At 66.6% G+C, this 12,049-nt stretch carries 11 protein-coding genes; 4 read left to right on the forward strand and 7 right to left on the reverse strand.

Going from position 1 to position 12,049, the window contains the following annotated elements; genetic code table 11:
* Positions 1-5: 5 nt before the first annotated feature.
* Positions 6-953 carry an undecaprenyl-diphosphate phosphatase gene (locus H4281_RS41390; RefSeq protein ID WP_182896314.1) on the reverse strand — a complete coding sequence of 316 codons (948 nt, stop codon included), beginning with the start codon at positions 951-953 and terminating at the stop codon, positions 6-8.
* A 234-nt stretch (positions 954-1,187) separates the two neighbouring features.
* Here H4281_RS41390 and H4281_RS41395 point away from each other — a divergent pair, with 234 nt between their 5' ends.
* Both H4281_RS41395 and pip read left to right on the forward strand, forming a co-directional pair.
* Positions 1,188-2,162, forward strand: coding sequence for a right-handed parallel beta-helix repeat-containing protein (locus H4281_RS41395; protein ID WP_182896315.1), 975 nt, complete (start codon positions 1,188-1,190; stop codon positions 2,160-2,162).
* 150 nt (positions 2,163-2,312) lie between these two features.
* The gene (gene pip, locus H4281_RS41400; protein WP_182896316.1) at positions 2,313-3,257 is read left to right on the forward strand and encodes a prolyl aminopeptidase; all 945 of its coding nucleotides are present in this window, start codon (positions 2,313-2,315) and stop codon (positions 3,255-3,257) included.
* A gap of 64 nt (positions 3,258-3,321) precedes the next feature.
* Here the strand turns inward: pip and H4281_RS41405 are convergent, their stop codons facing one another.
* The 5 genes from H4281_RS41405 to H4281_RS41425 form a co-directional block, all read right to left on the reverse strand.
* Entirely contained in the window at positions 3,322-4,125 is an 804-nt protein-coding gene (locus H4281_RS41405; RefSeq protein ID WP_220508625.1) for an ABC transporter permease, read from the reverse strand.
* Positions 4,126-4,140: 15 nt separating this feature from the next.
* Positions 4,141-5,022 carry an ABC transporter permease gene (locus H4281_RS41410; RefSeq protein ID WP_182896318.1) on the reverse strand — a complete coding sequence of 294 codons (882 nt, stop codon included), beginning with the start codon at positions 5,020-5,022 and terminating at the stop codon, positions 4,141-4,143.
* Positions 5,023-5,148: 126 nt separating this feature from the next.
* Positions 5,149-6,357: an ABC transporter substrate-binding protein gene (locus tag H4281_RS41415; protein ID WP_043834899.1), complete on the reverse strand. Its 1,209-nt coding sequence runs from the start codon at positions 6,355-6,357 to the stop codon at positions 5,149-5,151.
* Positions 6,358-6,383: 26 nt separating this feature from the next.
* Positions 6,384-7,460 carry an ABC transporter ATP-binding protein gene (locus tag H4281_RS41420; protein ID WP_182896319.1) on the reverse strand — a complete coding sequence of 359 codons (1,077 nt, stop codon included), beginning with the start codon at positions 7,458-7,460 and terminating at the stop codon, positions 6,384-6,386.
* Between the two features lie 32 nt (positions 7,461-7,492).
* Positions 7,493-8,908 (reverse strand): gamma-aminobutyraldehyde dehydrogenase, encoded by a 1,416-nt coding sequence (locus H4281_RS41425; RefSeq protein WP_182896320.1) that lies wholly within the window; start codon positions 8,906-8,908, stop codon positions 7,493-7,495.
* A 113-nt stretch (positions 8,909-9,021) separates the two neighbouring features.
* Between H4281_RS41425 and H4281_RS41430 the strand changes: the two genes are divergently transcribed.
* Both H4281_RS41430 and H4281_RS41435 read left to right on the forward strand, forming a co-directional pair.
* Positions 9,022-9,765, forward strand: coding sequence for a FadR/GntR family transcriptional regulator (locus tag H4281_RS41430; RefSeq protein WP_182896321.1), 744 nt, complete (start codon positions 9,022-9,024; stop codon positions 9,763-9,765).
* Between the two features lie 32 nt (positions 9,766-9,797).
* Complete coding sequence (locus H4281_RS41435) at positions 9,798-10,538, forward strand: cache domain-containing protein (protein ID WP_182896322.1); 741 nt, start codon at positions 9,798-9,800, stop codon at positions 10,536-10,538.
* Here H4281_RS41435 and H4281_RS41440 read toward each other — a convergent pair.
* Positions 10,528-11,946, reverse strand: a complete 1,419-nt coding sequence (locus H4281_RS41440; RefSeq protein WP_182896323.1) for a PucR family transcriptional regulator — start codon at positions 11,944-11,946, stop codon at positions 10,528-10,530. The genes H4281_RS41435 and H4281_RS41440 overlap by 11 nt on opposite strands.
* Positions 11,947-12,049 lie beyond the last annotated feature (103 nt).

A 12,049-nucleotide genomic window follows, 5' to 3' on the forward strand; every position in this document is an offset into this window, starting at 1 on the left:
GCGCCTTACGCCGCCCCTGACACCGCGAAGAAGATCAGGCTGCCGATTCCGGCGACGGCGCAGTAGATGGCGAAGGGGGTCAAGGTGCGCGTTTCAAAGTATTTCGTCAGAAAACGGACAGAAATGTAGGACGCGATGAACGCCACCACGCTGCCGACCAGTGCCGGACCGAGCGACGGCTTGTTCTCCGGCGTGAAGAGCGTCGGCATCTTCAGCGCGCCCGCGGCGAGGATCACCGGCGTGGCCAGCAACCAGGCGAACCGGGCGGCGTCCTCGTGGTCGAGCCCGCGCCGCAGACCGGCCACCATGGTGATGCCGGAGCGGCTGATTCCGGGCAGCAGAGCCAAAATCTGCGCCGAACCGATGAGCACGGCCTCTTTCACGCTCAGCTTCGACAGCCGGAGGTCGGTGGCCTCGTCGACGGTCACCGCGCGCATCACCATAGTGTCCTCGGCGCTGAAGTCGATCGTCTCCTCCTCGCGCGCGACCGCCGTCTTGGGCTTCCGGGAGAACTTCTCCGCGGCGTAGAGCACACCGCCGTTGAGGGCGAGGAAGATCGCCGACGGCACCGGTTTGCCGAGGACGTCGCGCAGCAGGCTTTCCAGCAGCAGCCCGGCGATCCCGACCGGGATCGTGGCGAGGATGAGCAGCCACGCGAGCCGCTGGTCGGCCGTGCGGACCTCACGACGGCGGATCGACGTCCACAGGCCGGTGACGATGCGCACCCAGTCGCGCCGGAAGAAGAGGATCAGCGCGATCGCGGTGGCGACGTGCATCGCCACGAGCACGGCGAGGTACGGCGAATCCTTCCCGATGCTCAGGTCGCGTCCCCAGCTTCCGCCGACGAGCGCGGGCAACAGGACGCTGTGCCCGAGACTGGACACCGGAAACAATTCCGACACGCCTTGCAAAGCGCCGACGACAATGGACTCGAGGTAGCTGACCGCGGACATTCACGAAGCCTTTCTCGCCGCAGTTCGGGCATTCCGTGGAAAAGCTACCGAGGACCGGGTTAACTCCGAGCAAGCCGGGCGGGAACAGAAGCAGGCGACACTTTCCGGCCACGCTTTGTTCACTCTGTTCACATCCATGAACATCAATCATGTACTTGACCAGTGTTCTCTCGATGTCTTAGCGTGAGCGCACGCCGCATCCGAAGTCATCGAGCCTCGACGAGGAGGGTTGGAATGCGCGTCCGCGATCGAGTTCTGGCAGCAACCGCCGGAGCCGCAGCACTGCTCGCACTCGCCACACCCGCGGCGTCCGCCGGGACCGTCCCGGTGAAGAATTCCGCCGAGCTGAAGACGGCGCTGGCCTCGGCCAAGCCGGGCACCACGATCCAGCTGGCCGCGAACACCACCTACACCGGCAACTTCAAGGCCGCCGCCAGCGGCACCGCGAACGGGCGGATCACGCTCACCGGCCCGCGCAGCGCGGTCGTGCAGGCGTCCGGCGGCCGTACCATCGAACTGACCGGCAGCTACTGGACGCTGTCCGGCTTCACCGTCACCGGTGGCCAGAAAGGCGTGATGGCGCTCGGCGTCAACCACACGCTGGTCGACGGGCTCAAGGTGACCGGCATCGGCAACGAGGGCATCCACTTCCAGCACGGCAGCAGCGACAACGTCGTGCAGAACTCCGAAATCTCCGACACCGGCAAGGAAAACGGCGGTTTCGGCGAGGGCATCTACTTCGGTTCGGCCAAGAGCAACTGGCCGGACGGACAGCCCGATCACAGCGACCGCAACAAGGCGATCGGCAACAAGATCGGGCCTGACGTGCGCGCGGAGTCGATCGACGTCAAGGAAGGCACCACCGGCGGCGAACTGCGCGGCAACACCTTCGACGGCACCGGCCAGAGCGGCGAGAACTACGCCGACAGCTGGGTCGACGTGAAGGGCAACGGGTACCTGGTCACCGGCAACAAGGGCAGCAAGGTCTTCGTGCACGACGCCACCTACGGGTCGTTCGAGGTCCACGTGCAGCTCGACGGCTGGGGCAAGGACAACACCTTCTCGGACAACACCGCGGACGTGCAGGCGCCCTCGGCCTACGGTTTCTACGTGGTCAAAGCGGCCACCGGGAACAAGGTCTGCGCCAGCAACAAGGTGACGAACGCCGGGAAGGGCTTCGCGAACGTGGCCACGACACCAGGCTGCTGACCGCGATCACAGACGGGGGCCCGCTCAGCCCGGCGGCGGGGGCGGGCCCCCACCCACCTCCTCGTGAGTGTTCCTGCCGGTTCTCGCCGGCAGGAACACTCACGACCCCAGGTGTGGTGCGGCTGCCGGGGTTCGGGAAGAGTGTCCGGTATGGACGAGCTTTACCCGCCGATCCCGGTGCGCGCCGACGGAATGCTGGACGTCGGCGACGGGCACCGGATCTACTGCCAGGAAGCCGGCAACCCGCGGGGGAAGCCGGTGGTGGTGCTGCACGGCGGGCCGGGAAGCGGCACCGCCCCGATGACCCGGCGGCATTTCGACCCCGAGGCGTACCGGATCATCCTGTTCGACCAGCGCGGCGCCGGTCGCAGCACACCCAACGCGGGCGAAAGCTTGTCGGCGAATACGTTGTGGCACTTGGTATCCGACATGGAGCTGCTGCGCGAACGGCTGAACATCGAGCGGTGGCTGCTGTTCGGCGGGTCGTGGGGTTCGACGCTTGCGCTGGCGTATGCGGAAACCCATCCTTCGCGGGTGTCCGAAATGGTGCTGCGCGGGATCTTCACCGTGCGGCAACGGGAACTGGACTGGCTCTATCGTGGCGGGGCGGCGAATCTCTTCCCCGCGGAGTGGGACGCTTTCCTCGAGCCGCTGGACGAGCGGCAGCAGGAAGATCCGCTCGCCGGGTACGCGGAACTGCTGCACTCCCCCGACCGTGCGGTGCGCGAGCGGGCCGCGATCGCTTGGAGCGTCTGGGAAGGCGCGACGGTGGCCTTGCTGCCGCAACAGTCCTTTGTGAACCAATACGCGAATCCGCAGTTCGCGCTGACATTCGCTCGCCTTGCCGTGCACTACTTCCAGCAAGGCGCTTGGCTGGAAGAAGGCCAGCTGATCCGGGACGCCGGACGGCTCGCCGGGATTCCCGGAGTGTTGGTGCAGGGGCGTTACGACGCGGTGTGCCCGCCGATTACGGCATATCAGTTGCACCGCGCTTGGCCTGGTTCGACGTTGAAACTCACCGAATCCGCGGGGCACGCGGTCACTGATCCCGGCATTCTCGCCGCTCTCCGCGAGGCTACGGACGGCTTCCGCTGAAAGCCGTGAAGAGTTCCTTGAAGGAATCTGGTTCCCTCAAGGAGCCCTTCACGGACCTTCGGAGCTAGATCCGGCCGCCGCTGGAGCTGTCGCCGCCGGAAAGCCGCTGTGCCAGGTAAACCGGCACCGTCGAGACGATGATCAGCACCGCCGCGACCACGTTGACCACCGGGGCCTGGTTCGGGCGGAACAGGTTGTTGTAGATCCAGATCGGCAGCGTTTCCATGCCGGTGCCAAGGGTGAAGGTCGTCACGATGATCTCGTCGAACGACAACGCGAACGCCAGCAAACCGCCTGCCAGCAAAGCGGATCGCAGCATCGGGAACGTCACCAGGCGGAACGTCGTCATGCCGTCCGCGCCGAGGTCCATGGACGCTTCTTCGAGATTCCCGCCCATCCGGCGCAACCGGGCGACCACGTTGTTGAACACCACCACGATGCAGAACGTGGCGTGCGCGATGATCGCCGTCATCAGGCCGAGATCGAGGCCGAAGATCGTGCGGAACGCGTTGTTCAGCGCGATGCCGGTGACGATGCCGGGAAGCGCGATCGGCAGGATCACCAGCAGCGACAACGAGTTGCGCCCGAAGAACCGGTACTTCTGCAATGCGAACGCGGCCATCGTGCCGAGCACCAAAGCGATCGCGGTCGCCGAGAGCCCGGCGATGACGCTGGTCCACAAGGCGTGCAGGGCGCCCTCGTTGGTGATCGCCCGGCCCCACCATTCCAGGGTGAAGCTCTTGGGCGGCCAGCCGAACGTGGTGTCGGCGTTGACCGAGTTCAGCAGGACCACCAGCAGCGGGAAATAGATCACCGCGAATCCGATGCCGAGCGCGGTCCACAACAGCACCCGGGCGGGTTTCGACATCCGCACGGTGGTCTCCTAGAGGTTGTCCAGCGCACCGGTGCGACGCACCGCGGCCAGGTAGACGAGCATGATCACGACCGGAACCGTCGCGACGGTCGCGGCGAACGGCAGGTTGTTGGCCGCGCCGATGTTGTCGTACACGACGTTGCCGAGCATCTGCGAAGTACCGCCGACGATCTTCACCGCGATGTAGTCGCCGAGCGACAGCGAGAAGGTGAAGATCGAACCCGCGACGATCGCCGGGAACGTCAGCGGCAGGATCACCGAACGGAACGTGCGGAACGATTTCGCGCCGAGGTCGCCGGAAGCGTCCACCAAGGACGTCGGAAGCTTTTCGAGGCCCGCGTAGATCGGCAGGATCATGTACGGGAGCCAGAGGTAGGACAGCGTGATCACGGTCGCGGTGACACCGTATCCCGGGCCGGAGATGCCGAGCGGGTTCAGCAGCCAGTTGAGGACTCCGTTGCCGGACAACAGGGTCCGCCACGCGTACGCCTTCACCAGGTAGCTCGCCCACAGCGGCGTCATCACCATGATCACCAGCAGCCGCTGCGCCCGCGGCGAGGCGAGTTTGGCCATGGCGAACGCCATCGGGAACGCGATCACCGCGTCGATCACGGTCACCAGCAGCGCGATGCCGACGGTGCGGAACGTGATCGTGCGATAAACGGAATCACTGAAAAGAGTGACAAAGTTGTCGAAGGACCAGTCGGTGACCACCTTGCCGGTGAAGACGTCGGTGGACCAGAAGGCCGTGATGAAGAGGGCGGCGAGCGCGCCGAGGTAGGCCAGGCCGAGCCAGAGCATCGGCGCGGTGAGGAGAAGTCCGAGGCGCAGCTTGGGTTTGCGGTGGAAGAAAGCCGAGATGCGGTGACTCGGCGGGCTCACGGCGGTCATGTCTTAGCGCTTTCGGGTGTGGAAGGGAGAAAAGCCGAGGGCTGCGGGAACATTGGGGAGGGCCCGCAGCCCCCGGCGGGCTCGCGGATGCCGGCGCGGTGGGTACCGGCATCCGCGAGAGTCACATCAACCCTTGATCTCGGTCCAGGCCCGGGTCCAGTCGCCGTAGTCCTTGCACTTGACGTCCGTGCGGCCGTCGAGGCACTGCGGGATCGGCGTGGTCCAGTACTGGATCTTGGCGGCGTACGCGGCGTCGTTGGCGTGGTAGGTGTCGCACAGCGACTTGTCCTTGAACTCAGCACAGGCCTTGGAGTTCGCCGGGGCCTCCCCGAAGTACTCGGCGACCTGGGCGTTCACCTTCGGGCTCGTGATGTAGTCCATCCACTTGTACGCACACGTCTTGTGCTGCGACTTCGCGGAGACCATCCAGGTGTCCGACCAGCCGGTCGCACCCTCGCTCGGCACCGTGGCCGCGACCGGCGCGCCCTCGCTCTTCGCGAGGTTCACCGTCACCTGCCAGGCCGTGCCGATCACGCCGTCGCCGCTCTTGAGCGACTGCGTTTCCTTGAGGTAGTCCGACCAGTACTCCTCGACCAGCGGGCGCTGCTTCTTGAGCAGGTCCGTGGCGGCCTTGAACTGCTTGTCGTCCAAGGCGTACGGGTTCTTGATGCCGAGGTCGGGCTGGTGCGCCATCAGGTACAGCGCGGCGTCGGCGATGTAGATCGGCGAGTCGTAGGCGATGACCTTGCCCTTGAACTGCGACTTCTCGTCGAACATCGGCGACCACGACTTCGGCTCCGGCTGCACCTTGTCGGTGCGGTAGGCCAGGACGTTCGCGCCCCAGCCGTGCGGGATGCCGTAGGCGACGTTGTTGACGCTGTTCCACGACTTGTTCTTGAGGAACGGGTAAATGTCGTTGTAGTTCGGGACGAGCGCGGTGTTGACCGGCTCGACGTCACCCGAGGCGACCAGCCGCAGCGAGGCGTCGCCGGACGCGGACACCACGTCGTACTGCCCGGTCTTCATCAGCGTCACGGCCTCGTCCGAGGTGCCGAACGGCTTGACGTTGACCTTGCATCCGGTCTGCTGCTCGAACGGCGTGACCCAGTTGACCTTCGGGTCGTTCGAGCCGTTTTCCGCGTAACCGGGCCACGCGAGCACGTTCAGCTGGCCTTCCGGCTGTCCGAGCTGCGTCAGCGCGTTCAGCTTCGGCGGCGTGAAGCCCTGTGCGCCCGGCGCCGACCCCGCTTTGGAGTCGGAGCCCGAGGTGCCGCAGGCAGCGAGCAGGAGGCTTACGCCGCACAGTCCTGCGAGCAGCGTCTTCCTGTTCTTCATAGCGAGAGAAACCTTCCCGTGAGGAACTAGCCGGCTTCGGGGACCCGGAAACTGTGTTCGCGGCGCCAGCGCAGGCGGACGCGACCGTCGGCGAACTCGGTCGGCTCGCTGGTGTTCTGGCGGACAACGGACAATTGGCCCCCGGCATCGAGCGCGACAGCGTAGCGCACCGTCGAACCGGCATAAACGACATCCGTAACCGAACCGGTCGCAGAAGTCTCTCCGGGACCGGCCGGAGACGCAAGGTCTCCGTCGATGCGGATCTTCTCCGGCCGGATGCTGTAGACGCCCGGCCTGCCGATCACCGCCTCGGCGCTGCGCCCGCTGAGCAGGTTCGATGTGCCGACAAACCCTGCTACGAAAGCACTTGCCGGGCGCTCGTAAACTTCGACCGGAGTACCGACCTGTTCGATCCGGCCCGCGTTGAACACGGCGATCCGGTCGCTCATGGTGAGCGCCTCGTCCTGATCGTGGGTGACGAAGACGAAGGTGATGCCGACCTCGCGCTGGATCTGCTTGAGCTCGACCTGCATGGTCTGGCGCAGCTTCAGGTCAAGTGCGCCAAGGGGTTCATCCAAAAGCAACACTTTCGGGTGATTTACGAGAGCGCGGGCGAGCGCGACCCGCTGGCGCTGCCCACCGGACATCTGCGACGGCTTGCGGTCGCCGAAGTCCTCCAGCCGCACCGTGCGCAGCGCTTCCTTCGCACGGTCGCGGCGCTGCGCTTTCGCGACCCGCTTGACTTTCAGGCCGTACTCCACGTTCTGCTGCACCGTCATGTGCGGGAAGAGCGCGTAGTCCTGGAAAACCGTGTTGACGTCGCGGTCGAACGGAGCCAGTTGGCTGACGTCCTTGCCTTCGAGTTCGATCGTGCCCGCGGTGGGCAGTTCGAACCCGGCGATCATCCGCAGCACGGTGGTCTTTCCGGAACCGGACGGGCCGAGCATCGAGAAGAACTCGCCGGGCGGGATGTCGAGGTCGACCCCGTCCACGGCGCGCACCTTGTCGAAGTGCTTTTCCAGTCCGGTGAGCCGGATCGCCGGCTGTCCGGTCTGCGGACGCCTTCCCGGCGGCCGGGTCTCGGCGGGGGCTTGATGGGGCATGACAGGCCTTCCGATGGATCTGGTCACGACGGCTACAGCGCACTCATCACGTGCTTGACGCGGGTGTAGTCCTCCAGGCCGTACAGCGAGAGGTCCTTGCCGTAGCCGGACCGCTTGAACCCGCCGTGCGGCATCTCGGCCACGAGCGGAATGTGCGTGTTGATCCACACGCATCCGAAGTCGAGCTTCGCCGAGAACTTCATGGCGCGCTGGTGGTCCTTGGTCCACACCGAGGAGGCGAGACCGTAGGGAACCCCGTTGGCGTGCTTGAGCGCTTCGTCGTCCTCGGTGAACCGCTGGACCGTGATGACCGGGCCGAAGACCTCGTTCTGGATGATCTCGTCGTCCTGGCGGAGACCGGAAACCACGGTGGCCTCGTAGAAATAGCCCTCGTCGCCGGATCGCCGTCCTCCACAGTGGACGGTCGCGTGCTCCGGCAGCCGGTCGATGAACCCGGAGACCTTTTCCAGCTGTGCGGCGTTGTTGAGCGGACCGAAGGCGACGTCCTCGCCCGTGCCGGTCTTGTTCGCCTCGGCCTGGCGGGTGAGCGCGTTGACGAAAGTGTCGTGCACGTCGTCATGGACCAGCACGCGAGTGGCGGCCGTGCAATCCTGGCCCGCGTTGAAATACCCGGCCGCGGCAATGGCTTCGGCGGCCGCTTCGAGATCGGCGTCCGGGAACACGATCACCGGTGCCTTGCCGCCGAGTTCGAGGTGCACGCGCTTGACGTCGTGCGCCGCCGAGCCGGCGACCTCGATGCCCGCTCGCACCGAACCGGTGATCGACACCATCGCCGGAATGTCGTGCTCCACCAACGCCCGTCCGGTGTCCCGGTCGCCGCAGATCACGTTGAACACGCCCGCGGGCAGGTGCTCGCCGCAGATCTCGGCGAGCAGCAGCGTGGAGGCGGGCGTGGTGTCGGACGGCTTGAGCACGATGGTGTTGCCCGCGGCGAGCGCGGGCGCGATCTTCCAGATCGCCATCATCAGCGGGTAGTTCCATGGCGTCACCTGCGCGCAGACGCCGACCGGTTCGCGGCGGATGAACGACGTGTGGCCTTCCATGTACTCGCCTGCCGAGCGGCCTTCGAGCACGCGCGCGGCACCGGCGAAGAAGCGCACCTGGTCGATGACCGCGGGCAGCTCCTCCTCCATGGTCAGCGCGAAGGGCTTGCCGGTGTCCTGCGCTTCGACGCGGATGATCTCCTCGCCGCGCGCCTCGAGCGCGTCAGCGATCTTCAGCAATGCGAGCTGCCGCTGCGCCGGGGTGGTCTCGCGCCAGCTTTCGAACGCTTCCGCGGCGACCTTCAGCGCGCGGTCCACGTCCTCGGCGCCGGCCACCGGCGCGGTGCAGTACGCACGGCCGGTAACCGGGTCGACGATTTCCGCGACCTTTCCGGACAGCGAGTCGACGTAGGTCCCGCCGACGTAGTGCTTCAACTCCTGCACGCGTGCGCCTCCTGACTCTCCGTGGCAGGATGAAACATATAACTCCATATTTCAAATGACAAGGCCCTGGGGCAGGATTGGCTCCAACGGATGCCGAGACGGGTGGACCAACGATGCGCAAGGAGATGTCGAACAGCGCACGACTGGCGATGTTCGCTCCGCTTGAACAGGTGGGGCGCGCGGAAGCGGTCGCGGCGCGGCTGTTCGACGCCATCACGCTCGGTCTCCTCGACGACGCCGAGCAGTTGCCGAGCGAGGCCGAACTCGCCGCGCAGTTCCGCGTCTCCACGGTCACCGTGCGCGAGGCGCTCGCGGTGCTGCGGCAGCAGGGTCTCGTCGAAACGCGGCGCGGACGCGGTGGCGGCAGCTTCGTGCGCACCCCGGACTGGCCCGCACAGAGCTCGTGGGCCGAACGCCTGCGATTGGTCTCAATGGCTGAACTTCGCGACTTCGGCGACCACTACCTCGCCGTCGCGGGCTCGGCCGCGAAGCTCGCCGCGGAACGCAGCACTCCCGAAGATCTCGAACGGCTGCGCCTCACCGCGGAAGACCTCCTCGGCGCGAGCGGCCCCGACGCGACCCGCGCGGAACGGCACTTCCACCTCGAAGTCGCGGCCGCCGCACAGTCCCCGCGGCTCACCAACCAGGAAGTTCAGCTGCAGAGCGAACACGGCGTACTGCTGTGGGCGCCCCTCGGCGACAAGGAAACCTGCCGCGGGTCCTACGCTGAGCACCTGGCGATCGTCTCCGCGATCGCCTCGGCCGACGGCGACCGGGCGCGCGCCTTGACCGAAGACCACCTCCTCGGAGCGCTCGACCGGCTCGCGGATCTGCACCTGACCCTCGAAACGCCGTAAGCTCCGATGACCCGCATCACGAGGTGAGCATCGTGACCGACACCCACACGCTGACCGGCGAAGAGGTAGTGACCCAGGTTTCCGCCCTCGTCGAGGAGATTTTCGCGCGCCTGAAGCCGGTTCTCGCCGCTGCCGAGACCCTGCTCGCCGAATCCGGCGACCTGTCCGCCGAAGCGCTGCACACGATCCGGCCGCAGGTCATCGAGGCGCTCGGCGGCCTGGTGGTCGGCGCGGGCTTCGTGAGCGCGCCGAATGTCCTTGCCGATCAAGAACTCGGCTTCGAATGGTGGACCTCGTGCCGCACCGACGACGGTTCGCCGGAACAGCTGTTCATCAGCCTCGATCCGGAGAGTCCCAATTTCCTTGACTACACGCGGCAATCCTGGTTCACCGTCCCGCGCGACAGCGGGCGGCGGCATGTCAATGGGCCATACGTGGACTATCTCTGCACCGACGAGTACACGCTGACCTTCACCGTTCCCGTTACGCGCGGTGAGGAATTCGCCGGAGTCGTTGGTGCGGACGTGTATGTGCGCGAGTTCGAGCGCACGGTGAGCCGGCGGCTGCGCGCACTCGGCCGGACGGCCGCGCTGCTGAACGCGCAGGGACGGGTGATCGTGTCGAACAGCGTGCGGAAGGCGACTGGGTCGCTGGTGCGCGAGATCGACGTGCCTGCCTGGTGGGCATCCGGCGCGGAACCGTATACGGCGCCGGGCGGGATGACGTTGCGGCGCTGCGGGGATTCGCCGATCACGCTGCTGGTCACGACCTGACCTGGAGCGCGAACCACAATTCCGCGCGGACGCCCGGCGCGTCGAGGTCCCGGCCCAGCAGGTCGGCGGCTTTGGTGACGCGGTTGCGCAAGGTGTGCCGGTGCACGCCGAGCTTCGTCGCGGCGAGGTCCCAATGGCCGTGGTGTTCGAGCCAGCAGCGCAGCGACAGTTCCAGGTCGCCGCGGCCGGTCCGGTCGAATTCCCTTACCGGCGCGAGCAGCTGATCGGAAAACGCTTGCGCGGCTTGATGATCGACCAGGCCGAGGAGCCCGGCCCCGGCATGATCGGCGTAGCGCAGCATCGGCACGCGCTGGGTCCGTGCCGCTTCCGCTGCTTCTTCCGCTTGCCTTAACGCGGTCGGGAACTCTCCGGCGGACAGTCCACTGTGGAACTCTCCGGTCTCCGCGACGATCGCGCTTACCTCGTCGTTCTCCGCCAGGACGATCAACTTGTCCCCGCGATGCGCGGCGAACACCTGCCCGGCAAGGGTTTCCAGCCGTTCGTACAGGGTGTTTCGGGCGGCCTTGCTCCCTTTTACGGCCAGCACCGTCCACGGTTCCGGCGGAAGGTCGGGTACCACCTCGCGGGCCAGTTCGTCTTGTCCGGCGGCGAGCAGTTCCAGCACGCCGCTATGCAACTGCGACAGCGAAAGCCGCTGTGCGCGATCCTGTTCCAGGGCAAGGGAAAGCAGCGATACCGCGGTGTTGACGATATGCCGTCCGGTGCTGTCCAACGGTTCCGCAGTACCGACCGCCAGCGCACCCCGGGTGTGCAGAGTCTGGATGACGACCTCGTCGTCGCCATGCGAAACCACGCGCGTGCCCGCGCGAAGGCCGGTGACGTCCAGTCCGACGCTGCGCGCTTTGGCCGACGACGCCTCACGCACGCGTCCGGCGGAGTCGTAAAGCACGACCCAGCCGTCGATGAGCCTCGCGAGCCGCCGCACCACTCCCCCGGCACCGCTGCGCCCGACCGCGGTACGGGTCAACTCCTGCTGGGCGCGACCGATCCGCACCGTCGCGGCGTACTCGTCGGCCGCGACCGACCGGGAGACCGCACGGGTGATCGCGATGAACGGCGTCTTCCTCGGCACCTCCAGTACCGGCAACCCGACCTCGTCAGCGACCGCCACCAACGCGTCCGGCACCTTCGCGTGGCTCAGCCCGACGCCGAAACCGAGCCCGGCGACATCCGCGTCGACGAGCCGCCGGACGTAAGGCGCGTACGTCGCGCTGTAGAGCGTCAAACCGGTCGTGAGCAGCAGTTCGCCGCCTTCGAGGAAGCTCTGCGGGTCAGTCAGCTCGGTGGGGTGCACCCAGCCGATCGGGCGGTCCAGCCCGGCCTCGCCCGCGACCACGCGCAGGCCCAGCGCGGGTTCGGCGGCGAGGGCGCGCAGGGTGAGTGCCATAACGGCCAATTATAACTGCCAAGTTGGACAGAACGGCAGGCTGACGGTGGGCAGTGCAGAGGCCATTCTGAGGGCGACCAGTTCACAGCTCGTGCGTGCCTAT

It is taken from the genome of Amycolatopsis dendrobii (genome assembly GCF_014145675.1).
GTDB classification, from domain to species: Bacteria; Actinomycetota; Actinomycetes; order Mycobacteriales; family Pseudonocardiaceae; genus Amycolatopsis; species Amycolatopsis dendrobii.